The sequence below is a fragment of the Streptomyces sp. NPDC096323 genome (assembly GCF_040302845.1).
GTDB lineage: Bacteria > Actinomycetota > Actinomycetes > Streptomycetales > Streptomycetaceae > Streptomyces.
The window spans coordinates 245,594-271,908 of sequence record NZ_JBEOSI010000005.1 but is presented as its reverse complement, the minus strand read 5'-3'; the positions used below and the strand labels follow the sequence as shown (position 1 = coordinate 271,908).

18 protein-coding genes are annotated in these 26,315 nt (G+C 72.3%); 13 read left to right on the top strand and 5 right to left on the bottom strand.

Features of this window, described 5'->3' with window-relative positions:
- Positions 1–9 precede the first annotated feature (9 nt).
- Positions 10–723 carry an MOSC domain-containing protein gene (locus ABTX18_RS16010; protein WP_352123602.1) on the bottom strand — a complete coding sequence of 238 codons (714 nt, stop codon included), beginning with the start codon at positions 721–723 and terminating at the stop codon, positions 10–12.
- 89 nt (positions 724–812) lie between these two features.
- Between ABTX18_RS16010 and ABTX18_RS16005 the strand changes: the two genes are divergently transcribed.
- Complete coding sequence (locus ABTX18_RS16005) at positions 813–1,703, top strand: LysR family transcriptional regulator (RefSeq protein ID WP_352123329.1); 891 nt, start codon at positions 813–815, stop codon at positions 1,701–1,703.
- 122 nt (positions 1,704–1,825) lie between these two features.
- Here the strand turns inward: ABTX18_RS16005 and ABTX18_RS16000 are convergent, their stop codons facing one another.
- Positions 1,826–2,152 (bottom strand): WhiB family transcriptional regulator, encoded by a 327-nt coding sequence (locus ABTX18_RS16000; protein WP_352123328.1) that lies wholly within the window; start codon positions 2,150–2,152, stop codon positions 1,826–1,828.
- A gap of 411 nt (positions 2,153–2,563) precedes the next feature.
- Between ABTX18_RS16000 and ABTX18_RS15995 the strand changes: the two genes are divergently transcribed.
- The 4 genes from ABTX18_RS15995 to ABTX18_RS15980 all read left to right on the top strand — a co-directional run bounded on the left by ABTX18_RS15995 (position 2,564) and on the right by ABTX18_RS15980 (position 7,011).
- Positions 2,564–3,175, top strand: coding sequence for a response regulator transcription factor (locus ABTX18_RS15995; RefSeq protein WP_003948568.1), 612 nt, complete (start codon positions 2,564–2,566; stop codon positions 3,173–3,175).
- 369 nt (positions 3,176–3,544) lie between these two features.
- Complete coding sequence (locus tag ABTX18_RS15990) at positions 3,545–4,120, top strand: sigma-70 family RNA polymerase sigma factor (RefSeq protein WP_352123327.1); 576 nt, start codon at positions 3,545–3,547, stop codon at positions 4,118–4,120.
- Positions 4,121–4,279: 159 nt separating this feature from the next.
- Positions 4,280–5,782: an IMP dehydrogenase gene (gene guaB / locus ABTX18_RS15985; protein WP_352123326.1), complete on the top strand. Its 1,503-nt coding sequence runs from the start codon at positions 4,280–4,282 to the stop codon at positions 5,780–5,782.
- Between the two features lie 104 nt (positions 5,783–5,886).
- On the top strand, positions 5,887–7,011 hold the full coding sequence (locus ABTX18_RS15980) for a GuaB3 family IMP dehydrogenase-related protein (protein WP_093707048.1): 1,125 nt from the start codon (positions 5,887–5,889) through the stop codon (positions 7,009–7,011).
- A gap of 80 nt (positions 7,012–7,091) precedes the next feature.
- Here the strand turns inward: ABTX18_RS15980 and ABTX18_RS15975 are convergent, their stop codons facing one another.
- Positions 7,092–7,652, bottom strand: a complete 561-nt coding sequence (locus ABTX18_RS15975; RefSeq protein ID WP_352123325.1) for a hypothetical protein — start codon at positions 7,650–7,652, stop codon at positions 7,092–7,094.
- A 105-nt stretch (positions 7,653–7,757) separates the two neighbouring features.
- A complete protein-coding gene (locus ABTX18_RS15970; RefSeq protein WP_352123324.1) occupies positions 7,758–9,020 on the bottom strand; it encodes a nucleotide sugar dehydrogenase in 1,263 nt (420 codons plus the stop codon).
- A gap of 245 nt (positions 9,021–9,265) precedes the next feature.
- On the opposite strand from ABTX18_RS15970, the gene ABTX18_RS15965 reads away from it, so the two are divergent.
- From ABTX18_RS15965 to ABTX18_RS15935, 7 genes are all read left to right on the top strand, one after another.
- On the top strand, positions 9,266–10,966 hold the full coding sequence (locus ABTX18_RS15965; protein ID WP_352123323.1) for a glycerol-3-phosphate dehydrogenase/oxidase: 1,701 nt from the start codon (positions 9,266–9,268) through the stop codon (positions 10,964–10,966).
- A 219-nt stretch (positions 10,967–11,185) separates the two neighbouring features.
- The gene (locus ABTX18_RS15960; RefSeq protein ID WP_352123322.1) at positions 11,186–13,153 is read left to right on the top strand and encodes a serine/threonine-protein kinase; all 1,968 of its coding nucleotides are present in this window, start codon (positions 11,186–11,188) and stop codon (positions 13,151–13,153) included.
- A gap of 189 nt (positions 13,154–13,342) precedes the next feature.
- Positions 13,343–15,925: a serine/threonine kinase C-terminal domain-containing protein gene (locus ABTX18_RS15955; RefSeq protein ID WP_352123321.1), complete on the top strand. Its 2,583-nt coding sequence runs from the start codon at positions 13,343–13,345 to the stop codon at positions 15,923–15,925.
- Positions 15,926–16,058: 133 nt separating this feature from the next.
- Complete coding sequence (locus ABTX18_RS15950) at positions 16,059–17,738, top strand: serine/threonine-protein kinase (protein ID WP_352123320.1); 1,680 nt, start codon at positions 16,059–16,061, stop codon at positions 17,736–17,738.
- A gap of 194 nt (positions 17,739–17,932) precedes the next feature.
- Positions 17,933–19,561, top strand: coding sequence for a succinic semialdehyde dehydrogenase (locus ABTX18_RS15945; protein WP_352123319.1), 1,629 nt, complete (start codon positions 17,933–17,935; stop codon positions 19,559–19,561).
- Between the two features lie 46 nt (positions 19,562–19,607).
- Positions 19,608–21,443, top strand: a complete 1,836-nt coding sequence (locus ABTX18_RS15940) for a GMC oxidoreductase (protein ID WP_352123318.1) — start codon at positions 19,608–19,610, stop codon at positions 21,441–21,443.
- Between the two features lie 312 nt (positions 21,444–21,755).
- Positions 21,756–23,525, top strand: coding sequence for a peptidase (locus ABTX18_RS15935; protein WP_352123317.1), 1,770 nt, complete (start codon positions 21,756–21,758; stop codon positions 23,523–23,525).
- A gap of 410 nt (positions 23,526–23,935) precedes the next feature.
- Here the strand turns inward: ABTX18_RS15935 and ABTX18_RS15930 are convergent, their stop codons facing one another.
- Positions 23,936–24,277: a chorismate mutase gene (locus ABTX18_RS15930; protein ID WP_352123316.1), complete on the bottom strand. Its 342-nt coding sequence runs from the start codon at positions 24,275–24,277 to the stop codon at positions 23,936–23,938.
- 374 nt (positions 24,278–24,651) lie between these two features.
- Here ABTX18_RS15930 and guaA point away from each other — a divergent pair, with 374 nt between their 5' ends.
- A complete protein-coding gene (gene guaA, locus ABTX18_RS15925; RefSeq protein WP_352123315.1) occupies positions 24,652–26,238 on the top strand; it encodes a glutamine-hydrolyzing GMP synthase in 1,587 nt (528 codons plus the stop codon).
- Positions 26,239–26,315: the final 77 nt, after the last annotated feature.

Sequence of the window (26,315 nt, the reverse complement as noted above, 5' to 3'; positions counted from 1 at the left end):
GGCGGCACGTTAGTGCCCCGAGTGCGCCTGCGGACGACCCGTCCGGCGCTCGTCGCCCGCCCCTTGGCGCGCCACGTACTCGCGTGCCTTCCGCAGGGCCTCGGGGTCCAGCGCCTCACCGGCCGGCAGCACCAGCGGCAGCAGGTCACGCCGGGTCGTCGCGGCCCGGAATTCCAGTTCCACGGTCACCTCGTGGTCCGGCCGGTGCACGATCTCGACCGGGTCACCGGCCCGGATGCTGCCCGGCGTGATCACCCGCAGGTACGCCCCGGGGGCCGCCGCCTGCGTGAACCGCCTGACCCAGCGCGCCTCGTCGAGGTGGCCCGCGAACGTGCGGCACGGAATCCGGCCGGAGGCGACCTCCAGGACCAGTTCCGCGCCGATCCGCCAGCGCTCGCCGATCAGCGCGCCGCTGACCGTCACGCCGCTCGTGGTCAGGTTCTCGCCGAACGAGCCGTTGGCCAGCGGGCGCCCCAGCTCCCGCTCCCACGCGTCGAGCTCCTCGCGGGCGAAGGCGTACACGGCCTGGTGCGAGCCGCCGTGGTGGCGCAGGTCGCAGACCGCGTCCCCGGCCACGCCGCTGCCGCCCTCACCCTTCGGGCCCGGGTCGCAGACCCGTATGAGCCCCTCGACGGGGCGCTTGTCGATCCCGGTCACGCCGCCCGGGGAGTCGGTGTAGGGCGCGGGCGTCGGGCGGCCGGCGTTCACGGTCAGGACAGTCATGGCAGTCATGCCCGCACGGTAGCGACATCCGACCCAAAGGCGCGCGCCAATAATGCGCAGGAAGCCCAAGAGTCCCTTATATTCGAGGGGTGATCGAAGCCCGTCATCTCCGAGTCCTGCGCGCCGTGGCCGGCACCGGCTCCTTCTCCGCCGCCGCACGCGAGCTGGGCTGCACCCAGCCCGCCGTGAGCCAGCAGATGAAGGCCCTGGAGTCCTCGGCGGGCACCACGCTGCTCATCCGCACCGGACGCGAGATGCGGCTGACCCAGGCCGGTGAGGCGCTCGTACGCCACGCCTCGGGCATCCTCGCCGGGCTCACCGCCGCGGAGGAGGAGGTCGCCGCGATCGCCGGGCTGCGCGCCGGCCGGGTCCGGCTGGTCTCCTTCCCCAGCGGCAGCTCCACCCTGGTCCCCGGCGCCCTGGCGGCTCTCCGTGCCGCTCACCCCGGCACCCGCGTCTCGCTGGTCGAGGCCGAGCCGCCGCGCTCGGTGGAGATGCTGCGGGACGGCGACTGCGACATCGCGCTGGCCTTCCGGTACGGCACACAGGGTGCCGAGTGGGACGACCTGGTGGTGCGGCCCCTGCTCACCGACCGGCTGATCGGCCTGCTTCCCGAGGGGCACGGGCTAGCGGACCGGAGCGAGGTGGGCATCGGCGAACTCGCCGGGGAGCCGTGGATCGCCGGCTGCCCGCGCTGCCGCTGGCAGCTGGTGGAGGTCTGCGAGGCGTCCGGTTTCACCCCGCGCATCGACTTCGCCACCGACGACTACCCAGCGGTGATCGGTCTGGTCGGCGCGGGGCTGGGAGTGGCCGTCCTGCCGGCGCTGGCGATCGAGTCGGTACGCCCGAGGGGAGCCAGGACCGTCTCGGTGGAGCCCGCCATCGAGCGCGAGATCGTCGCGCTGACCCTGCCCGACCTGGCGCAGGTCCCGGCGGTGGCGGCCACGCTGGACCAGCTGTCGCTGGCGGCTGCGCGCTGAGCGGTCGGGCTCTGGGCGGTCGGGCGCAGGGGGACGGCCGTCGCTGGGACCGGCGCGTGCCTCGGTCCCGGGCCGGGCTCGGTGTGAAGAAACGTTTCTGTTGTGGTTCGGCGTGGTGGGTGTCAGCCGTGCCCGGGCGGGGACGAGGGTGTCGCCGCGCTGATCAGCCGGTTGCGGGCGCGGCCCATGAGCTCCTCGCGCTCGTCCTCGGTCAGTCCTCCCCACACTCCGTAGGGCTCGCGTACCGCCAGCGCGTGCGCGGCGCACTCGGCGCGTACCGGGCAGCGCATGCAGACCTCTTTCGCGGAGGTCTCGCGGGCGCTCCGGGCGGCTCCGCGTTCCCCTTCGGGGTGGAAGAACAGGGAGCTGTCGACCCCGCGGCAGGCCGCCAGCAGCTGCCAGTCCCACAGATCGGCGTTGGGTCCGGGAAGGCGGGAGAAATCTGCCATTGCTTGTCCCCTCGAAACCGTGCTGAGTCGGAAACGTCGTGGTCGTCCGTCGTGCCGTGCCCCTGACCGTACATCTACGGTCGTAGTAGATGTAAATATGACTGATTGCGAATCTAGCCACAGACACCAGCAAAAGGGAAGAAATCCCGCTAAATGGTGCATAAGTTCGTCGGAAGGTTCGGTTGACGGCTGGACGACCCCGTGGCGCTCTCCTCCGTGTACGACCCCTCACGTAGAGTGCCGAACTCGGTTGTCCGACCCGTAACTCTTTCGAGTGACCATCGTTGAGAGTGCGGAGGCGGTTGGCAGAGAAAGCGATCGGGCAGATGTCCGAGAGCGTCAACCGCACAGGTGACGACTGGTAACAGCCTGGAGGCTCAAGGTGACGCGCATCAGCTTCGGAGGGCGGTCATGACATCCGTTCTCGTCTGCGACGATTCCCCGCTTGCCCGAGAAGCGCTCCGCCGCGCGGTCGCGACCGTGCCCGGCGTCGAGCGTGTGACGACGGCGGCCAACGGGGAGGAAGTCCTCCGCCGCTGGGGCGCCGACCGTTCGGATCTGATTCTGATGGACGTACGCATGCCCGGTCTGGGCGGTGTGGAGACCGTCCGCCGGCTGCTCTCGGCCGATCCCGGGGCGCGGATCATCATGCTGACCGTCGCCGAGGACCTGGACGGGGTCGCGCTGGCGGTCGCCGCGGGGGCTCGCGGCTACCTGCACAAGGACGCCTCCCGGGCGGAGCTGCGGGCGACCGTCACCCAGGCCCTCGCCGATCCGACGTGGCGGCTCGCCCCGCGCCGGCTGCGGTCGGCCGAGATGGGCGCGGCGCCCACGCTCACGGCGCGTGAGATCCAGGTGCTCGAAGGGATGAGTCACGGCCGCTCCAACGCGGAGATCGGCCGTGAGCTGTTCCTCTCGGAGGACACCGTGAAGACGCACGCCAGGCGCCTGTTCAAGAAGCTCGGCGCCTCCGACCGCGCGCACGCGGTGGCACTCGGTTTCCGCTGGGGCCTGGTCCGCTGAGCGGCTGCCGGGTGACCTCGGGCCCACCCCCGTCCGGGATGACCCGACAGCCTCCCGGGACCGGCCGCCCGATCCACTCCCCGTCCGCTCGCGGGCGGACGGGGCGACCCCGGGCCAGGGGTGCGGAGACCGGTCGGGTCCCCGGACGCGACCGCTCGCATCCCGCCCGTGCAGCCCGCCGCCCCCGCGGCATGTGACGCTTCCCGGCCGATGACGCATCCTTGATACGTGGAGTTCCTCGGGAACGATTCGGTCGAGCGGAAGGGGAGGGCGCAGGACATGACTTCCGGCGCACCCGCTCATAACGCTTCAGTGCACAACTACGGACGCGGTGCCGCGGATGACGCGGCGCCGGGGCACCATGGTCCGATGCGCGAGGACGGAACGACGGCGATCGGTGCCCTGGTGCATCGTGCCGTCGAGGGTGACGCGCAGGCCACGCACGATCTGCTGGCCCATGTCCACCCCCTCGCGCTGCGCTACTGCAGGTCCCGGCTGAACCGGCTGCCCGGTGATGCCCGTCACTTCGTGGAGGACCTGGCGCAGGAGGTCTGCGTCGCGGTGCTGATGGCGCTGCCCCGGTACAAGGACACCGGCAGGCCCTTCGAAGCCTTCGTGTTCGCCATCGCCGGCCACAAGGTGGCCGACCTCCAGCGGGCCGCGATGCGGCACCCGGGATCGACCGCGGTGCCCTCCGACGAGATGCCGGAGCGGCCGGACGACTCGCTCGGGCCCGAGGAGCGGGCGCTGCTCAGCAGTGATGCCGCCTGGGCCAAGAAGCTCCTCGCCAACCTTCCGGAGAATCAGCGCGAGCTGCTGGTGCTGCGGGTCGCCGTCGGGCTCACCGCCGAGGAGACCGGACAGATGCTCGGCATGTCGCCGGGGGCCGTCCGGGTCGCCCAGCACCGTGCGCTCAGCCGGCTGCGGGCCCTCGCGGGACAGTGAGACCGGGTCGGCCGGCCCGGCGGGAGAGCCGCCGCGGGCCGTGCCCGGCCCCGTAGAAAGCTACAGAACCTGCGGGTGATCTTGCTCGTGGAATGAGACGCCTCCCGAGGCCGTTAGCATGGACATCCGCACCGATCAAGGCCATTTGGGGAAGGTGTCATGACTGCAAACGTCGACGGAGTGCCCGAGAAATTCGCGACGCTCGGGCTGACATACGACGACGTGCTGCTGCTGCCGGGCGCATCAGAGGTGCTGCCCAACGCGGTCGACACCTCGACGCTCATCTCGCGGAACGTACGCGTGAACATCCCGCTGCTGTCCGCCGCGATGGACAAGGTGACCGAGGCGCGCATGGCCATCGCCATGGCCCGTCAGGGCGGCGTCGGCGTACTGCACCGCAATCTCTCGATCGAGGACCAGGTCAACCAGGTCGACCTGGTGAAGCGGTCCGAGTCCGGCATGGTCACCGACCCGATCACGGTCAGCCCGGACGCCACGCTCGGCGACGCGGACGCGCTCTGCGCCAAGTTCCGCATCAGCGGCGTCCCGGTCACCGACCCGGCGGGCAAGCTCCTCGGCATCGTCACCAACCGCGACATGGCCTTCGAGTCCGACCGCTCGCGCCAGGTCCGCGAGGTCATGACGCCGATGCCGCTGGTCACCGGCCGGGTCGGCATCTCCGGCGTGGACGCCATGGAGCTGCTGCGCCGCCACAAGATCGAGAAGCTTCCGCTCGTTGACGAGGCGGGCATCCTCAAGGGCCTCATCACGGTCAAGGACTTCAAGAAGGCCGAGCAGTACCCGACGGCGGCCAAGGACGCCGAGGGCCGCCTGCTCGTCGGCGCGGCCGTCGGCGCCAGCCCGGAGGCGCTCGACCGCGCCCAGGCGCTGGCCGGTGCCGGGGTGGACTTTCTGATCGTCGACACCTCGCACGGCCACAACAGCAACGCCCTCAACTGGATGGCGAAGATCAAGTCGGCCGTGAACGTGGACGTGATCGGCGGCAACGTCGCGACCCGTGACGGCGCGCAGGCCCTGATCGACGCCGGCGTGGACGGCGTCAAGGTGGGCGTCGGACCCGGTTCGATCTGTACGACGCGTGTGGTCGCCGGTATCGGCGTCCCGCAGGTCACCGCGATCTACGAGGCGGCGCTGGCCGCCCGTGCCGCGGGCGTCCCGGTCATCGGCGACGGCGGCCTGCAGTACTCCGGCGACATCGGCAAGGCGCTCGCCGCCGGCGCCGACAGCGTGATGCTGGGCTCCCTCCTCGCGGGCTGCGAGGAGTCGCCGGGCGAGCTCCTCTTCATCAACGGCAAGCAGTTCAAGTCGTACCGCGGCATGGGTTCCCTGGGCGCGATGCAGTCCCGCGGACAGGGCCGCTCGTACTCGAAGGACCGCTACTTCCAGGCCGAGGTCTCCTCCGACGACAAGCTCGTCCCCGAGGGCATCGAGGGCCAGGTGCCCTACCGCGGCCCGCTGGCCAACGTGCTGCACCAGCTCGTCGGCGGTCTCCGCCAGACGATGGGCTACGTGGGCGCGGCCTCGGTCGACGAGATGGAGAGCAAGGGCCGCTTCGTCCGGATCACCTCGGCGGGCCTCAAGGAGAGCCACCCGCACGACATCCAGATGACGGTCGAAGCACCGAACTACAGCAGGAAGTAACGCAATAGCGCAGGTGAGGGGCGGTCCGGGGTTCCCGGGACCGCCCCTCACCTGTGTGTCGGGGATACTGGACAGCGCAGACGTAGAGGGAAAGGCCACACATCGTGACTGAGATCGAGATCGGGCGCGGCAAGCGCGGCCGCCGGGCGTACGCATTCGACGACATCGCCGTCGTCCCGAGCCGCCGGACCCGCGACCCGAAGGAGGTCTCGATCGCCTGGCAGATCGACGCCTACCGCTTCGAGCTGCCGTTCCTGGCCGCTCCCATGGACTCCGTCGTCTCCCCGCAGCATGCCATCCGCATCGGTGAGCTCGGCGGCCTCGGGGTGCTCAACCTGGAAGGTCTGTGGACCCGGCACGCCGACCCGCAGCCGCTCCTCGACGAGATCGCGGAGATGCCCGTCGAGTCCGCGACCCGCCGGCTCCAGGAGATCTACTCCGCCCCCATCCAGGAGGAGCTGATCGGCCAGCGCATCAAGGAGGTGCGCGACGCGGGTGTCGTCACCGCCGCCGCGCTCTCCCCGCAGCGCACCGCCCAGTTCTCCAAGGCCGTCGTCGACGCGGGCGTGGACATCTTCGTCATCCGGGGTACGACGGTCTCCGCCGAGCACGTCTCGGGCGCGGCCGAGCCGCTCAACCTGAAGCAGTTCATCTACGAGCTGGACGTCCCGGTGATCGTCGGCGGCTGCGCCACGTACACCGCGGCCCTGCACCTGATGCGCACCGGCGCGGCCGGTGTCCTCGTCGGCTTCGGCGGCGGCGCCGCGCACACCACGCGCAACGTCTTCGGCATTCAGGTCCCGATGGCGACCGCGGTCGCCGATGTGGCCGGGGCCCGCCGCGACTACATGGACGAGTCCGGCGGCCGCTACGTGCACGTCATCGCGGACGGCGGCGTCGGCTGGTCCGGCGACCTGCCCAAGGCCATCGCCTGCGGTGCGGACGCCGTGATGATGGGCTCCCCGCTCGCCCGCGCGACGGACGCGCCGGGCCGCGGCCGGCACTGGGGCATGGAGGCCGTCCACGAGGACGTGCCGCGCGGCAAGCTGGTCGACCTGGGCTCCGTCGGCACGACGGAGGAGGTCCTCACCGGTCCTTCGCACACCCCCGACGGCTCGATGAACATCTTCGGCGCGCTGCGCCGGGCGATGGCGACGACGGGGTACAGCGACCTCAAGGAGTTCCAGCGCGTCGAGGTCACGGTGGCGGACTCGCAGCACCGGCGCTGAGTCCTCGGGACATGACGGGAGGGCCTGGACCGCGACGGTGATCGCGGTCCAGGCCCTCCCGTGTGTCGTGGGGCCGGTGGCTACGAGGCCTTCCGCGCGCCGCCGACCGCGCCGAGCGCGCCGATCGCGAGGAAGAGGTACTGCTTGAAGCCAGCCGCCTCCGTCCACGCGTCCGAGAGGACGCCGAAGTGGTCAAAGAAGAAGCTCAACGCAGACTGGCCCGCAACGTCGGACACGGCTACCGAGGCACCGAAGAGCTGGCCGAGATAGACGGCCGCGATCGACAGCACGGCGCTGACGACGGTCACCACCGGGTTCGAGCCGCCGGCCTTGCTTGCCGCGAAGCCGACTAGGAAGCCGGCACCGACCGCGATGAAGCCGATCTCGCGGTCGACCGAGCCGACGATGAAGCCGTACAGGGCCGCCGCCACGAGCGCCGCGACCACGGCCGCCAGGAGTCCGAGCCCCACGTTGTTGCGCGCGGGCGCCACCGGAGCGAACGGGGCGCCGACCGGCTGCTGGCCCCCGAAGGGGTTGCCGGTCGGGGCGCCGGGCTGCGGCTGGCCGGGCTGCGCGGCGTACGGGTTGCCGGGCGTGGGCTGGGCGTCGTACGGCTGGTTCGGTGGTACGGGCGTGCTCATGGTGGTTCCCCCTGGGACGGTGGCGCACGAGTGTGCGATGAGTGACGCCGCAGGCTAGCAGCCGGTGCCGACATCGACCCACCGAAATCGTTGGGGGAGCTGCGATCAGAGGCGGTGCGCGGCCCCCGCCGGGGTCGCGCCGCGGGTGTCGAGAAGGAGTTGTGCCTTCACCGCGAGGCCCTGGAGGTCGTATGTGCGGTGGTGCTGGAGCAGCACCGTCAAATCGGCGCTGGAGGCCGCTTCGTACAGCGAGTCGGCGCGGGGGACCGGGAGTTCGCGGACGCGCCAGTCCAGGACGTGCGGATCGTGGTAGCCGATCTGGGCGCCCATGTCCATCAGCCGGGTGGCGATCTCGCGGGAGGGGGAGGCCTCCTGGTCGGCGAGGTCCGGCTTGTAGGTGACGCCGAGGAGCAGGATCCGGGCGCCGCGGACGGACTTGCCGTGTTCGTTGAGGAGGGTGGCGCAGCGCTGGATCACGTACTGCGGCATCCTGTCGTTGATCTCCTGGGCGAGCGAGACCATCCGCAGCGGGTGTCCGGGGGTGCGGGTGTTGTACGGGAGACAGCCCGGGTCGACGGGGGCGCCGTGGCCGCCGACGCCGGGGCCGGGGCGGAAGGGCTGGAAGCCGAAGGGCTTGGTCTCGGCGCACCGGATGACGTCCCACAGGTCGACGCCGAGGTCGTGGCAGAGCACGGCCATCTCGTTGACGAGGGCGATGTTGACGTGCCGGAAGTTGGTCTCCAGGACCTTCGTCATCTCCGCCTCGCGCGGGCCGCGGGCGCGGACGACCTTGTCGGTGAGCCGGCTGTAGAAGGCGGCGGCCGACTCGGTGCAGGCGGGGGTGAGGCCGCCGATGACCTTGGGGGTGTTGGTGTAGACGTGGCTGCGGTTGCCGGGGTCGAGCCGGCTGGGGGAGTGCGCGAGGTGGAAGTCGCGTCCGCCGCGCAGCCCCGAGCCCTCCTCGAGGAGGGGGAGCAGGAAGTTCTCGGTGGTGCCGGGCGGGACGGCCGATTCCAGCAGCACGGTGGTGTGCGGGCGCAGCCGGGCCGCCAGGGCGCGGGCGGCGTCGCCGACGCCGGTGAGGTCGAGGGTGCGGTCGGGGCCCAGGGGGGTGGGCGCGCAGATGACGGCGGTACGGACCCGGCCCAGCTCGGCCTGGTCGGTGGTGGGGCGGAATCCTCCGGAGAGCATCCGGCGGATGTCGGACGCGGTGAGCGATCCCTCGACGGGGGTGCGGCCCGCGGAGAGCTCCGCGAAGGCCCGTGGGTCGGTGTCGTAGCCGACGGTCTGGATACCGGCGGCGACGGCGGCTTGGGCGAGGGGCAGGCCGAGGTGACCGAGTCCGATGACGGCGAGGTCTGCAGGCACGTGGGCCGTCCTTCCCTAAGACCATGAAGACAGAAAGCGCAACCGCTGAGGGCAGCGCAATGTCAGACTAGGCGTAAATATGACCTATATGTCGCATTGCAGGGCCCTTGTCGCCCGGGTGTTGTCCACAGGCGGTGGCTGAAGTCGCGGACCGCGGACAGAATCGAGAGGTGGGCACGGGCGCCCGACCCCGCGGTCGGACCGCATCCCCGTGCCGGACCACCCCGATCTACCGGGAGGCAGCAGTGAGGACAGCGACACTGGGACCCGCGGAGCGTGCCGAGGCGCTCGCCGCGATGGCCGAGCGCGAACTGGACGTGCTGGTCGTGGGGGCGGGCGTGGTCGGCGCCGGGACGGCGCTGGACGCGGTGACAAGAGGGCTCTCGACCGGACTGGTCGAGGCGCGTGACTGGGCGTCCGGCACGTCGAGCAGGTCGAGCAAGCTGATCCACGGCGGGCTGCGCTATCTGGAGATGCTCGACTTCGCACTCGTCCGCGAGGCGCTGAAGGAGCGGGGGCTGCTGCTGGAGCGCCTCGCCCCGCACCTGGTGAAGCCGGTGCCGTTCCTCTACCCGCTGCAGCACAAGGGCTGGGAGCGGCTGTACGCGGGTTCCGGCGTCGCGCTGTACGACGCGATGTCGGTGTCGTCCGGGCACGGCCGCGGACTGCCCACCCACCGGCACCTCTCCCGCCGCCACGCCCTGCGGGTCGCGCCGGCGCTCAAACGGGACGCCCTGGTGGGTGCCCTGCAGTACTACGACGCCCAGATGGACGATGCCCGGTACGTCGCGACGCTGGTGCGCACCGCCGCCGGATACGGCGCGCAGGTGGCGAACCGGGCCCGGGTGACCGGCTTCCTCCGGGAGGGCGAGCGCGTCGTCGGCGCCCGGGTGGAGGACGTCGAGGCGGGCGGAACGTACGACGTCAGGGCCAAACAGGTGGTCAATGCCACCGGCGTCTGGACGGATGACACCCAGGCGCTGATCGGCGAGCGCGGGCAGTTCCACGTACGGGCGTCCAAGGGCATCCATCTGGTCGTCCCGAAGGACCGCATCCACTCCTCCACGGGCCTGATCCTGCGCACCGAGAAGTCCGTGCTCTTCGTCATCCCGTGGGGACGGCACTGGATCGTCGGGACGACGGACACCGACTGGGACCTGGACAAGGCGCACCCGGCCGCCTCCAGCGCGGACATCGACTATCTGCTCGAGCACGTCAACTCGGTCCTGGCCACGCCGCTGACCAGGGACGACGTCCAGGGCGTGTACGCGGGGCTGCGCCCGCTGCTGGCCGGCGAGTCGGACGCGACCAGCAAGCTGTCTCGCGAGCACACGGTGGCGCACCCGCTGCCGGGCCTCGTCGTCGTCGCGGGCGGGAAGTACACGACGTACCGGGTGATGGCCAAGGACGCCGTCGACGAGGCGGTGCACGGCCTCGACCAGCGTGTCGCGGAGTGCGTCACGGAGGACGTCCCGCTGCTGGGCGCCGAGGGCTACCGGGCCCTGTGGAACGCGCGGGCCAGGATCGCCGCCCGGACCGGCCTGCACGTCGCCCGGGTGGAGCACCTGCTGAACCGGTACGGCTCGCTGACCGAGGAGATCCTGGAGCTGATCGTCGCCGACCCGGTGATGGGCGAACCGCTGCCGGCGGCCGACGACTACCTGAAGGCCGAGATCGTGTACGCGGCCTCGCACGAGGGGGCCCGCCACCTCGACGACGTACTGACCCGGCGCACCCGGATCTCCATCGAGACCTTCGACCGCGGCACCCTGTCCGCCCGGCTGTGCGCGGAGCTGATGGCGCGGGTGCTCGGCTGGGATCAGGGCAGGATCGACCGGGAGGTCACGCACTACGAGAAGCGGGTCGAGGCGGAACGGGAGTCGCAGCGCCAGCCCGACGACCTGACCGCGGACGCGGCACGGCTGGGGGCACCGGACATCATTTAGGGCCTTGCCGCGCCGCTGTCCCCGCCCGCCGGCCGGGTTCCGGCGGGCGGGGCGTCAGGTTGGGCCGGGAATGGGGCGGTTCGGAGCGTCGCTCCCGACGACGGGCCGTGGTAGGCAGGGGGTGCGCCGGGGGCGGTCCCCGGACCCGGCACCAGGGCCGGTCCCGGGGTGAGGGACAATGAACGCTCTGCCAGGGCGGGTTGATCGCAGAGGGGACGCATGTCGGAGGCGGAGCAGGCACGGGAGCCCGGGCGGGACAAGGACGGACGTCTTCTCGCGGGGCGTTACCGGCTCGGAGAGGTCCTCGGCCGGGGCGGAATGGGCACGGTCCACCGCGCCGTCGACGAGACGCTGGGCCGCACGGTGGCGGTCAAGGAGCTGCGGTTCCCCTCGGCCATCGACGACGACGAGAAGCGCCGGCTCATCACGCGCACGCTGCGTGAGGCCAAGGCGATCGCCCGCATCCGCAACAACGGCGCGGTCACCGTCTACGACGTGGTCGACGAGGACGACCGGCCGTGGATCGTCATGGAACTCATCGAGGGCAAGTCGCTCGCCGAGGCGGTACGTGAGGACGGCGTCCTGACACCGAAGCGGGCGGCCGAGGTCGGTCTCGCCATCCTCGACGTGCTGCGCTCGGCGCACCGCGAGGGCATTCTGCACCGCGACGTGAAGCCGTCCAACGTGCTGATCGCCGAGGACGGCCGGGTCGTGCTGACCGACTTCGGGATCGCCCAGGTCGAGGGCGACCCGTCGGTCACCTCCACCGGCATGCTCGTCGGCGCCCCCTCGTACATCTCGCCGGAGCGGGCACGCGGGCACAAGCCCGGCCCGCCCGCCGACCTGTGGTCGCTCGGCGGACTGCTGTACGCGAGCGTCGAGGGCTCCCCGCCGTACGACAAGGGGTCCGCGATCGCGACCCTGACCGCGGTGATGACCGAGCCGCTCGACCCGCCGAAGAACGCGGGCCCGCTGGAGGAGGTCATCTACGGGCTGCTCGCCCGGGACCCCGAGCAGCGGCTCGACGACGCGGGCGCGCGCGCCCTGCTCAACGACGTCATCGACGCCCCGGAGAAGCCGGAGGCGCCGGTCCCGCCGCCGGCCGACGCCACCCAGGTGATCGCGCTCCCGAAGAACGTGGCCGACGCCCCGCCCAAGGCGGCGCAGAAGTCCGGCGAGAGCGGCGAGGGCGCCCGGGACCGGCTGCGCGGGGCACTGCGCTCCGCGCGGAACGCGAAGAAGACGCCCGCCGCGGCCGCCGGTGCCGCCGCCGTGGTGTCCGCCCCGCCCCGTCCGGCCACGGCCCCCACGACGGCCACGGCCTCCCCCTCGGCGGCCGTACCGCCGCCGCGCCCGGCCACCTCGCCGGTCGGCCCGCCCCGCGCCTCCCTCACGGACGTGGTCCCGCGCCGCACGCTGGCGATCATCGCGGCCGTCATCGTGCTCGCCGTGCTCGGCACGGTCCTCGCGCTCACGCTCGGCGGGGACGACGAGGGCTCCGGCAACGCGGGCAAGGCCAAGGACGGCACGTCCGCCTCGGCCGGATCCTCCGCGGGCAGCGGCTCCGGGGGCTCCGCGGGTTCCGGCGGCTCCACCGACACGGAGCAGGGCAGCGGCAAGGAGCAGGGCGAGGGCAAGGACGACGCCGAGAAGAGCGGCGGCCAGGGCACGGACGACGACTCCGGCAAGGGATCGGACGACTCGCGGGGCGACAAGCAGGACGACGCCGTCCCCGCCGGTTACAAGGTCGTGGAGAACAAGAAGTTCCACTTCTCCATGGCGATGCCCGCGGACTTCCGCTTCGACAAGACGGCGGGCGCCAACTCCGGTGCCATATACAACGTCAGCGGTGGTTTTCCCCGGATCCAGGTCGACTACACCGACTCGCCCGGCGGCGACGCCGCCGCTGCCTGGAGGGCCGCCAGGGCGGCCGTCGCGGCCACCAGCAACGGCTACCACCACCTCGGCATAAACGAGGTCCAGTACAAGGGCTACCCGACCGTCGCCGACTGGCAGTTCGAGCGTACGCAGCAGGGACAGCGGGTCCGGGTGATCAACCGGGGCTTCAAGGTCGACGGCGGCCACGGATACGCGATCATGATCAGCTGCGCGGCCGACGCGTGGGACGGCGCGGACTGCCGGAACCTGCGCAAGACGGCGTTCGACACGTTCAAGCCGCTCGACTGAGGGAAACCGAGGGAAACCGCCCGGCCGGGTTGCGCCGACCCTGCCGCGCGGCCGCCCCGTGCCACGTATTGTGAGAGCTCGAAGACCGTACGCAGCCGAAACCACGGGTCAATTGCACAGTAAGTGACCGAAATTGACGGTTTAATGCGGTCTACGTGACCGGGGGACAGCGCGCTCTGGGGAGGCGTCGTGGACGACTATGCGGGTCGGGTGCTTGCCGACCGCTACCGCCTTCCGCTGCCCCCGTCCGACGCGTACGAACTGGTCGAGACCCGGGCGTTCGACACGTACAGCGGCCAGGAGGTGCTGGTCCGTCAGGTGCCGCTGCCGGAAGTCGTGGACGCCGAGGTGCTCGACGCGGACGGGCTGCCCACGGCCGCGCGGCGCACCGGCGGACGCACGGCACGGCGGTCCACCGACCCCGCCGTCCGGCGCGCCATAGAGGCCGCCCAGGCGGCGGCACAGGTGCCCGACCATCCGCGTCTCGACCAGGTCTTCGACGTGTTCGCGGAGGCGGGTTCCCTCTGGATCGTGAGCGAACTGGTCGCGGCCCGGCCGCTGGCGGCCCTGCTCGCGGAGCGCCCGCTCAATCCCTACCGGGCCGCCGAGATCGGCTCCGACGTCCTGACCGCGCTGCGCGTCCTGCACGCCCACGGCTGGACCCACCGCAACATCACCGTACGCACGGTGCTCATCTGCGACGACGGACGCGTCGTGCTGACCGGCCTGGCGGCCGGGGCAGCCGAAGAGGCGCTCTGCGGGTACGTCCCGGTGCCCCGCACCGACGACGACGCCGACGACGGGTACGGCGCCCCCGCGATCGAATCCGGCCCCACGGGGCCGTACGCGCCGCCGGCGGGGGATGCGGACGCGTACGGCAGCCCCGCCGAGCTGGAGTCCGTGCGCCGGCCGGCGCCGCCCGCCACCGTGCCCGTCCCCGCCTCCGAGGCCGGCAGCGCGCAGGCGCGGGCCGCGCGGGCGGGCGCCATCGCCGCCTACCGTGCGGGCGCCCGCGCCGCCGCCCGCATCGGCGAGGAGGAGCGCCGCGCCGGCAGGGACCAGGCGCAGGACACCGGCGCCCTTCCTCTCCAGCGGCCCGCCCACCCCCCGCAGCCCCTCGCCGGGCCCGCCACCCCGGGCCCGTACGACGACGAGGACCTGTACGACGACGAGGATCCGTACGACGACGAGGGCGACGACGGCCCGCCGCCCCGGCGGCTCCATCTGACCGGTTCGTGGGACGACGGCCCCGGGCGCCCGGTACCCGCCGGGGGCTCCTCCAACGAGGACGCCCTGCGCGCCGACTCCCGTCGCCACGGCGCCACCCCGGCCGTGCGGCCAGAGCTGCCGGCCGCCACGGGGGAGGCCTCCCCGGGCCGCTGGGACGAGATCGTCGTCGGAAACCGCGACACGTCCGCGTACCGCGGCCCCGCGACCACCCTCGCCGCCGAGCGCGCCCGGCAGGCCCGCATCGCGGTCGTCGGCGCGGTCACCGAGCGCTGGGCGCCCGAGCAGGCCGGGCCGGTCCACGAGAACTGGCAGCTGGCCCCGCCCATCGGCCCCTCCACCGACCTCTGGGCGCTGGGCGCCCTCCTCTTCCGCGCCGTACAGGGCCACGCCCCGTACCCCGAGGAGAACGCCGCCGAACTCGTCCAGATGGTCTGCGGCGAACCGCCCGCCTACGCCGAGGAGTGCGGCCCGCTGCGGCCCGTCGTCGAGTCGCTGCTGCGCCAGGACCCGGGTGAGCGGCCCGACTTCGAGGAACTGCGCGGCTGGCTGCGCTCACTCGTGCGGTCGGCGCCCGAGCCGGAGGCCGGTCTCGACGTCGTGCCGATGCCCTCCGCCGACGCCACCCGGCTGCCCGTCGTACGCCGTCGCGGCGAACTCGTCCGCAAGCGCCGCGGCCGCCGGGGCGGGGCGGCGCACGGCCGGCACCGCCACACCAAGGAACGGCTGGAGCCCGCGGGGCGGGCGGCCGCACCGCAGCCGCTCGAGCCCAGGAGCCCCCGGCCGCGCCGCGAGCCCAAGGGCCCGAAGGCGCTGCGGACCCCGCCCCGGCCGCGACCGGGCGAGGGCCGCGCGCCGCGCCGGCTCGGCCGGCTGCTGCTCGTCCTGATCCTGCTGCTCCTGGCCGCGGCGGTCGCGTACGCGGTGATGTTCATGCCCAAGTCCGGTAGCGGCAGCGGGCCGGAGGCCGCCGCCACCCCCACCCGTACCGCTTCCGGAGCACCCGGGACGGGCGGCCAGGACTCCGCAGAGCCCTCCCCGTCGCGGTCCGCGGGCGCACAGCAGCCGCAGACCAGCCGCTCCGCCGTGGCCCTCGCACCCGGCTACACCCTGCGCAAGGACCCGGAGGGCTTCGAGGTCGGGACGCCCAAGGGCTGGGCACGCGTCGGCCCCACCGCGGACCGTCAGATCCGTTACGGCGACGGCGGATTCAGCGTGCTGATCGTCCCGGGGCGCGACGCCGTCGAGGCCGGCGGCGCCGACCCGCTCGGCTACCAGCGGAACAAGGAGCCGGAGCTGAAGGAGTTCCGCGACTCGAGTTGGGCGACGGCGAGTGGACTGCGCCGGATCGACGTCGGGCAGCAGGCCATGGCCGAGGGGCAGTTCACCTGGCAGACGGCCGGCGGCGGGGAGGTCTACGTCCGCAACCTGGTCATGGTCGTCAAGGGCAAGTACCACATCCTCCAGGTCATCGGCCCGGAGAGTCAGCGCGACAAGGTGACCGAAATCTACCAACAGGCGACCGCTTCCTACCGTGTGACGTAGTGAAAGTGAACGGTTCGGCGGCGCACGGGCCGGAAGCGACAAGCATCACAGTGCGATCTCGTGAGCGGTGCGAGGTTCCGTGGCCGTACCTCCCCTCCGTAACCTGTCATCCGAAGGAACGGGGCGGGGACACGTGGATCGATCACAGGGCACGGAAACGGGACTGCTGCTCGCCGGGAGATACCGGCTCGGCGAAGTCCTGGGACGCGGCGGCATGGGCAAGGTGTGGCGCGCCCACGACGAGGTGCTGCACCGCACCGTCGCCGTCAAGGAACTGACCGCCGGGCTGTACGTCGCCGAGGCCGACCGGGCCGTGCTGCACGCGCGTACCCAGAAGGAGGCCCGCGCCGCCGCCCGCATCACCCACCCCGGCGTGGTCACCGTCCATGACGTGATCGAGTACGACCACCGGCCGTGGATCGTCATGCAGTACGTCGACGGGCCGTCACTCGCCGACCACGCCAAGGAATCCGGCGAGATGGACCCGCGCGAGGCCGCCCGGATCGGGCTCCATGTGCTGGGCGCCCTGCGCGCCGCACACGGTGCCGGGGTGCTGCACCGCGATGTGAAACCGGGCAACGTGCTGCTCGCCCGGGACGGCCGGGTGCTGCTCACCGACTTCGGGATCGCGGCGATAGAGGGCGACTCCACCATCACCCGGACCGGTGAACTGGTCGGCTCCATCGACTACCTGGCGCCCGAGCGGGTGCGCGGCGGCGATCCGGGCCCCGCGTCCGACCTGTGGTCGCTGGGGGCCACGCTGTACACCGCGGTCGAGGGGCGGTCGCCGTTCCGGCGCACCTCCCCGATCTCCACGATGCAGGCCGTCGTCGCGGAGGAACCTCCGGCGCCCACGCGGGCCGGCGCCCTCGGCCACGTCATCACGGCGCTGCTCCGCAAGGAACCCGGGGACCGGCCGTCGGCCGCGGAGACGGAACGGATGCTGCTGGAGGCCATGGAGGGGCGCGAGCCCCGGTCGGCCCAGGCGTACGTGCCCACGCAGCGGGTCCCCGAGGAGGCCCTGCACGCGATGGGCGCCGACGGTGCGTCCGGCGGCGGCACGACGAACGGCGGCACCGCCCGGCTGCCCTACCCCGGACCGCCGCTCCCGGTCCCCGGCACCGCAGCGGTGACCCGGCGCAGCCGCGCCCGCTGGCGGACCACGCTCCTGGTCATCGCGCTGGCGGCCCTGGTGGGCGGCGGCGCGGGCATCGCCGCGATGCTGTACGCGAACCGCGCGGACGCGGACAACGGGAGCCGCGGCACGGCCTCCCACGGCACCCCCTCGCCGGGGCCGACCGGCACCACCCCCACCCCCACGCCCTCGCCGGACAAGACGAAGGACCGGGACGGGGTGCCGGACGGCTGGCGGCGCGTGGAGGACCCCGCCGGGTTCAGCATCCTCATGCCGATCGGCTGGGAGCGCCGGGTGGAGGGCACCAACATCGACTACACACCGGACGACGGGGTGCACTACTTCCGCCTCAGCATCGACCCCGCACCCGACTTCGAGGACTCGTACACCCACATGCAGAGCATCGAGACGAGTCTGCGCGAGCGGCTGCCGGACTACCGGAGCCTGGAGATGAACACCAACGTCTACCGCGACTGCCCCGGCTCCATCTGGGAGTTCACCTGGACCGAGAAGGACGGCGCCGGGCCCCGGCACGCGATCGACCAGATGTACTACGCGCAGGAGGGCGGCCCGGAGTACGCGCTGTACATGACGGGACCGGAGGAGGACTGGGACATCACCCGGGACCGGTTCAACACGATGCTGCGCAGTTGGCGCCCACCGGCCGACAACAATTGAGCCCGGCTGTCTCCCGACACCATGGGCAGCAACCACGGGCCGGTGACGCCGAGGGAGATACCCCCTGATCAGCGGTTATTCAGCCAGTGATCACTGGCTCGGTTGGCGGTGGCGGTCGAGGGCTGTTGTGGGGACTGTGAAAAGCCGTTACCCACGGGTACCCAAAGCATCCGGGCCGACGTACTCTCGCCCTCATGACGGACTCGCAGGTCTCCACGCCCACCTCCGCCGCCGTTGCCGGCACCAACCCGGTGGCCGCCGCGCCCGCGGGCGCGCGCACGGCCGCCGACGTCGTGACGCCCGAGGTGATCGCCCAGCTGACCCGTGGCGTCGTCGGCTCCGGTCGTACGGCCAACCACACCCCCTTCACCGGCGAGAAGCTGGCCGACCTGCCCGAGTCCACCCCCGAGGACGTGGCGACCGCCTTCGCGCGCGCCCGCGCAGCCCAGCCCGCCTGGGCCCAGGCGCCCGTCCGGGCCAGGGCCGCCGTGCTGCTGCGCTTCCACGACCTGGTCCTCGCCCGCCAGTCCGAGGTCCTCGACCTCATCCAGCTGGAGACCGGCAAGGCCCGGCTGCACGCCCACGAGGAAGTGCAGGCCGTGGCCGTCGCCGCCCGGCACTACGGCCGCAAGGCCGGCGCCTACCTGAAGCCGAGGCGGCACACCGGCGTCGTCCCGACCCTCACCAAGGTCACCGAGCTGCGCCAGCCGCGCGGTGTCGTCGGCCAGATCGCGCCGTGGAACTACCCCCTCGAGCTGTCCGTCGGCGACGCGCTGCCCGCGTTCGTCTCCGGAAACGCCGTGGTGATGAAGCCCGACACCGAGACCGCGCTGACCGCGCTGTGGGCCCGCGACCTGCTCATCGAGGCCGGCCTTCCGGCCGAGGTGTTCCAGATCGTCCTCGGTGACGGGCCCGTGATCGGCCCCGAGGTCGTCAAGCACGCCGACTACGTCTCGTTCACCGGCTCCACCCGCACCGGCCGCGAGGTCGCCCAGGGCGCCGCTGCCCGCCTCGTCGGCGTCTCGCTGGAGCTCGGCGGCAAGAACGCCATGCTGGTCCTGAAGGACGCCGACGTGGAGAAGGCCGCCGCCGGCGCCGTTCGCGCCTGCTTCTCCTCCGCCGGGCAGCTCTGCATCTCCATCGAGCGCCTGTACGTCCACGAGTCGGTCGCCGACGACTTCCTGGCCCGGTTCGCCGCCCGTACGAAGGCGATGCGGCTCGGCAACTCCCTCGCGTACGGAGCCGAGATGGGCTCGCTCGTCGGCGAGCGCCAGCTGGAGACCGTCAGCCGGCATGTCGCGGAGGCCGTCGAGAAGGGTGCCACGCTCGTCGCCGGCGGCGTCGCCCGCCCCGACATCGGCCCGCTGTTCTACGAGCCGACCATCCTCGACGGCGTCGAGGCCCCGATGGCCGTCTGCACCGAGGAGACCTTCGGACCGGTCGTCTCCGTCTACCGCTTCAGCGACGAGGACGAGGCCGTCGCGCTGGCCAACGGCACCCCGTACGGCCTCAACGCGAGTGTCTGGACCAAGGACGGCCGGCGCGGCCACCAGGTCGCCGCCCGGCTGCGGACCGGCACCGTCAACATCAACGAGGGGTACGCCCCCGCGTACGGCAGCGTGCAGTCCCCGATGGGCGGCATGAAGGACTCCGGTCTCGGCCGACGGCACGGCTCCGAGGGCATCCTCAAGTACACCGAGGCCCAGACCGTCGCCCAGCAGCGGCTGATCCCGCTCGCCCCGTCCTTCGGCATGGACGACGAGAAGTACGCCGCGTTCATGAGCCGCAGCCTCAAGGCGATGAAGGCCTTCCGCCTGCGCTGACCGTCCCGCCCCGCCCAGCTTTTTTCGTACCGCACCGAGGAGAGCCATGTCCCAGGTCAGCCCTGCCCGGAAACAGTCCGTGGATCCGGAAGGAACCGATGACGACGCCGCGTACGACTACGACGTCCTGATCGTCGGTTCCGGCTTCGGCGGCGCGGTGTCGGCGCTGCGGCTCACCGAGAAGGGGTACCGGGTCGGCGTCCTGGAAGCCGGCCGCCGCTTCACCCCCGCCACGCTCCCCAAGAACTCCTGGGACCTGAAGAACTACCTCTGGGCCCCCGCCCTCGGCCTCTTCGGTATCCAGCGCGTGCACCTGCTCGGCAAGGTGATGGTGCTGGCCGGGGCGGGCGTCGGCGGCGGATCGCTGAACTACGCCAACACGCTGTACGTGCCTCCGGCGCCGTTCTTCGAGGACCGGCAGTGGGCGCACATCACCGACTGGCAGGACGAACTCACCCCGTACTACGAGCAGGCCAAGCGGATGCTCGGGGTCAGGCTCAACCCGACCCTGACCCCCTCCGACGTCCACCTGAAGGCGACCGCCGAGGTCATGGGCGTCGGCGACACCTTCCATCTCGCCCCCGTCGGCGTCTTCTTCGGCGACGGCCAGGACGCAGACGGCACCGTGACGGCGAAGCCCGGCGGGACCGTCGCCGACCCGTACTTCGGCGGCGCGGGCCCCGCCCGCAAGGCCTGCACCGAGTGCGGCGAGTGCATGACCGGCTGCCGGCACGGCGCGAAGAACACCCTCAACGAGAACTACCTCCACCTCGCCGAGAAGGCCGGAGCGGTCATCCACCCGATGACGTCCGTCATCGCGGTCACGGACCACCCGGAGGGCGGCTACCACGTCTCCACCGTGCCGACCGACCGGCGCAAGAAGGCGAAGCCCACCCTGCTGCGCGCACGCAACGTGGTCGTGGCGGCGGGCACGTACGGCACCCAGACCCTGCTGCACACCATGAAGGACCAGGGACTGCTGCCCCGTCTCTCGGCCCGCCTCGGCGAGCTGACCCGGACCAACTCCGAGGGCCTCGTCGGCGCGCAGACCTCCGAGCGCCGCTACCGCAAGAAGCACGGCACCGACCCCGACTTCACCCGGGGCGTCGCCATCACCTCCTCGATCCACCCCGACGCGAACACCCACATCGAACCGGTCCGCTACGGCAAGGGATCGAACGCGATGGGCGGCCTGACCATCCTCCAGGTCCCCTACAGCGCCCACCGGGTCCTGGGCTGGGCCGGCAGCATGCTCAGGCACCCGGCGCTCGCCGTGCGCTCGCTCTCCAACCGGCGCTGGTCGGAGCGGACCATCATCGGGCTCGTCATGCAGTCGCTGGACAACTCCCTGACCGCCTACCGCAAACCCCGCGGCCTCGGGAAGGGGCTGCTCACCGCCCGCCAGGGCCACGGCGCGCCCAACCCCACGCAGATCGCCGAGGCGACGCAGAGCGCGTCGCTGCTCGCCGCCGAGATCAACGGCTTCGCGGGCTCCAACATCGGCGAACTGCTGGGCACCCCGCTCACCGCGCACTTCCTCGGCGGCTGCCCGATCGGCGCGAGCGCCGAGGAGGGGGTCATCGACCCGTACCACCGGCTGTTCGGCCACCCGGGCATCTCGGTCGTCGACGGTTCCGCGGTCTCCGCCAACCTGGGCGTCAACCCTTCGCTGACGATCACCGCGCAGGCGGAGCGGGCCATGTCGTTGTGGCCCAACAAGGGCGAGCGGGACCCGCGGCCGGCCCAGGGCGAGGTGTACGAGCGGCTGGCGGCGGTCGAGCCGCAGGCGCCCGCCGTCCCGAAGGAGGCGTTCGGCGCGCTGAGGCTGCCGTTCCTGGGGATGCCGGTGGTGCCGCCGAAGCAGGCGGCGGATTCCGAGTAGCGCCGGCCGGGCCCGGACAGCAGAAGGGGCTGCACCCCCCTCCGAGTGCAGCCCCTCACGCTCTACCGGTGAAGCCGCGTGACGGATGTGACCGGTGGTTCCGTATGCATGACCTACCAGGCCTCCCGATGGTTGTCCCCGGACTCACATATTCCTTATGTGATGCCGCTCACGTCCCGCCCCGTGCCCCCGCCTCTGACGTGCTCAATCCGTGACCTGGACCCGCGCAACTGTTCCTACGGTCCCGGGGTCGAACTCCGTATCGCTGCCACGGCAGCCGCACAGTTCCCACCGACCCCAGAAGGTCCCGCGATGAGAAGCACGACTCCGAGAGCCGTCGCGCGCCGCGCCGCGGGCGCTCTCGCCGCCGCAGGCCTGCTGGCGGCCGGATCGCTCGCCCTGAGCGCCCCGGCCCGCGCCGCCGGTCCGGTCATGGGGTTCGGCGGCCCCGCCGTGACCGCCCTGCACCCCTACCCGGCGAACGGCGGCGGCCCGCAGCGGACCTCCGTCGTGATCACCGTCGACAACCCGTCCCGGGACGCGGAGAACGGCCGCTTCGAGGGCGCGTACACCGTGACGTTCGACCTCGGCGGGATCGCGGGCGTCGCCGAGGCGGCGTTCGGGGCGGAGGATGGCGCGGGCGGCAGCGCGGAGGGCGGCACGGGCGAGGGCGAGGACGGTGGCCCGGACTGCGAGATCACCGGCACGACCGGCGTCTGCCGCGGCGTCGGCCTCTCACCCGGTACGAATCCGCTGCCCGCCCTCCGCGTCGGCGCCTCCGAGGGCAGCGAGAACGGGGACTCCGGCACGATCCGGGTCACCGGCACCGCGGACGGCACGGCCTTCGCCCCGTTCACCACCCGGATCGTGGTCGGCGGCCCCGACCTGGTGATGGAGCGCGCCCCGCTGAAGCAGGAGCTCGAGCCCGGCGAAACCCAGCCGTTCCCGCTGGCCTTCGCGAATCACGGCACCCGCGCGGCCGACGGCGTCGTGCTCACGCTCAGGTACACACGCGGTATCGAGTTCACCGAGCGGTACGCGAACTGCGTGTACAGCGAGGACGACGCCGGTCGGGGCGTCCCCGTGTGGACCACCGCCCGCTGCTCGGTCGAGGGCAGCTACGAGGCGGGCGCCGCCTACGAACTGGCCGAACCCCTGACCCTCAGGGCCATGCGGCACGCCTACCGGGACACCCTGGTCTACCGCATCGACGAGGCCGGCCCGGCGGACCGCGTCGCCGGGCGGTCAGGGACGCGGTCGACCCCCGGCGCCAGGGGCGACGTCCTCACGCTCAAGGAGACCCCCGCCACCCGCTCCGCCGATCTCGACCCGAGCGACAACCAGCAGGAGACCGACTTCAGCACCGCGAACACCGCCGACTTCGTCGCGTACGGGGACGAGGCAGTCGGCCTTCAGGGCAGCACGGTCGGCGTCGACATCGGCTTCCGCAACGAGGGACCGGCGTGGATCGGCAACCCCGGCTCGGGCGAACCGTTCGCGACGGTCGACTTCACCGTCCCCGACGGCGCCACGGTCACCGCGTGGCCCGGCGCCTGCCGGGGCGTGACGGCCGGCGGGCAGGACCGCGAGCGGCAGGCCGGCGCACCGCGCTATGTGTGCGACACGGCGGCGGCCGTCCGCGAGGACACCGACTTCGCGCTGCACTTCGGCCTGAGGATCGACCGGGCCGTCACCGGGGCCTCCGGGACGGTCGAGGTGCGGAACACGCGGGACCGGCCGCTGCCGTTCGACCCGGACCGGGGGAACAACACGGCCGTCCTCGTCCTGAACGCGGCCGGGGCCGGAACATCGGGCGGTGCGGGGGACGCCGGCGGCACGGGAAGCGACACTTCGGGTTCCGCCGGAGGCTCGTCCGCCACCGCGTCCACCACCGGCGGCTCCCCGTCCTCCGGCTCCACGGGGACCACCGGGACCACCGGCGGGACCGCCCCGGCGTCCGGCACCGGCGGCCGTCTCGCCTCGACCGGAACCGGCGCCCTGCCGGCCGCGGGGGCCGCGGCGGCGGCGCTGCTCGCGGGCGGCGTGCTCTACGCGACGGCGAGGCGCCGGGCCGCCCGCTAGGTCCGCGGACGCAGGTACGCGGGTACGCAGATACGCACAATGGCCGGCCAGAGTTTCGGGCGGGCGGAACGCACAAGGGCCCGCGGACCGGTTCTCCGGTCCGCGGGCCCTTGGACACGGCAGGCTTCGGGCGTCCCCGAAGCCTGCCGCTTTCCGAGGTGACCGGGCTGCTGTCCCCTGCCGACCGGTCACGCACGCCGGTGCGCGGTCCCACGGCGTACACGCGGTACGCCATACGCCCCGGCGGAGCCACGCGTGTTTCTTACCGAAGCCGCCCCTGGATGGCACGGACACCGGGACCAACGAAGCCGTGCCGGGCCCGGTCACGCGCCGTACGGGTGAGAGTCCGTCCGAACTGGGATACGTACCTACAGCCCTGTGGCCCCTTGTGGCGCCCGGCCTGCGGCGCGTCACACGCGGCCGCGGCACAGCTCCAGCAGGGTCATCGCGAGGGAGGTGCCGGGCTTGCCCAGGGCGTCCCGGTACTGGCCGAGGATCTCCATCTCGCGGGAGAGGTTGACCCGGCGTCCCCCGGACGTGATGCGAGCCTCCTGGATGACCGTGGAGACGGCCATCCGTTCCTGGACGAGGCCGATGATCCGGTCGTCGAGGGCGTCGATGCGCGCCCGCGCGTCCGCGATCAGGGACGCGGCCTCGTCGGTGTGCGCGCCGGTCACCTCGGCGGCGGACCTGGCTGCGGCGTCGGTGGTGGACCTGGCTGCGGCGTCGGTGGTGGTTGCGGTGCTGCTCATGGCGGTCTCCCGGTGGAGTGCGGCTCCCCGGGGCTCCGACCGGCCCGGAACGCCAGAACGCCCCGGGCCTGTCGGCCCGGGGCGCCTGGAACGTTGCTTGTCAGTTGCTCAAGCAGCACGCCCACGGCAGCCGGCGGGCCGGGTGCCATAGGTAAATTCGAAGGTCGTGTGCTGAAGCATGGGGACAGTATGGACCCGGCGGGGACCCGGCCCGCTGCCGGGCCCGGATGGTGGGACGGCGGTGGTCCCTGTGCCGTATGGCCCGGCGCCCGCGAGCCGTCTATCACGGCGTATCCCGGCGCGACGAGGGCTACTCCCGCGCGCCGGTAGAATTGGAGGACCGACCCCCTCTCCACCGCCGGAAGGCCGCCCCCGTGCCAGCAGCACCCCCCGCCGCCCCCGACACCACCACCGACGTGGTCCTCGTTGTCGACTTCGGCGCGCAGTACGCCCAGCTCATCGCCCGACGCGTCCGTGAGGCCCGGGTCTACAGCGAGATCGTGCCGTCCACGATGCCGGTGGCCGAGATGCTGGCCAAGAACCCCCGGGCGATCATCCTGTCCGGCGGGCCCTCCTCGGTGTACGCCGAGGGCGCGCCCTCGCTCGACCGCGCGCTGTTCGAGGCAGGGGTCCCCGTCTTCGGCATGTGCTACGGCTTCCAGCTGATGGCCACCACGCTCGGCGGCACCGTCGACGACAACGGCGCCCGGGAGTACGGCCGGACCGCGCTCACCGTCTCCAAGACCGGCTCCACCCTCTTCGAGGGCACCCCGGCCGAGCAGCCGGTGTGGATGTCGCACGGCGACGCCTGCTCGGCCGCCCCCGAGGGCTTCACCGTCACCGCCTCCACGGACGTCGTCCCGGTCGCCGCCTTCGAGAACGACGAGAAGAAGCTCTACGGCGTCCAGTACCACCCGGAGGTCATGCACTCCACGCACGGCCAGCAGGTCCTGGAGCACTTCCTCTACCGCGGCGCGGGCATCGAGCCGAACTGGACGACGACCAACGTCGTCGAGGAGCAGATCGCCCTCATCCGTGCGCAGGTCGGCGACAAGCGCGCCATCTGCGGCCTGTCCGGCGGGGTGGACTCGGCTGTCGCCGCCGCCCTGGTACAGAAGGCCATCGGCTCGCAGCTGACCTGCGTGTACGTCGACCACGGCCTGATGCGCAAGGGTGAGACCGAGCAGGTCGAGAAGGACTTCGTCGCCGCCACCGGGGCGAAGCTGAAGGTGGTCGACGCGGAGAAGCGCTTCCTCGACGCCCTGGCCGGCGTGTCCGACCCGGAGCAGAAGCGGAAGATCATCGGCCGCGAGTTCATCCGCGTCTTCGAGCAGGCCCAGCTGGAGATCCTCCAGGAGGACGGCCCCGAGGTCGCCTTCCTCGTGCAGGGCACCCTCTACCCGGACGTCGTCGAGTCCGGCGGCGGCACCGGCACCGCCAACATCAAGTCGCACCACAACGTCGGCGGGCTCCCCGACGACATCGAGTTCCAGCTCGTCGAGCCGCTGCGCCAGCTGTTCAAGGACGAGGTCCGGATGGTCGGCCAGGAGCTCGGCCTGCCGGAGGAGATCGTCCAGCGTCAGCCCTTCCCCGGCCCCGGGCTCGGCATCCGGATCGTCGGCGAGGTCACCAAGGAGCGGCTCGACCTGCTGCGCGACGCCGACGCCATCGCCCGCGAGGAGCTGACCAGGGCCGGCCTCGACCGGGACATCTGGCAGTGCCCGGTGGTCCTGCTCGCGGACGTCCGCAGCGTCGGCGTCCAGGGCGACGGCCGCACCTACGGTCACCCGATCGTGCTGCGCCCGGTCTCCTCCGAGGACGCCATGACGGCGGACTGGTCGCGACTGCCGTACGAGACCCTCGCCAAGATCTCCACCCGCATCACCAACGAGGTCGCCGACGTGAACCGCGTCGTGCTCGACATCACGAGCAAGCCCCCGGGCACCATCGAGTGGGAGTAATCCCTCCCGAGAGTCCGGCCGATGCCGCCGTCCGTTCCCACGGGCGGCGGCATCGCCGCGTTCCGCTCCCGAATCGA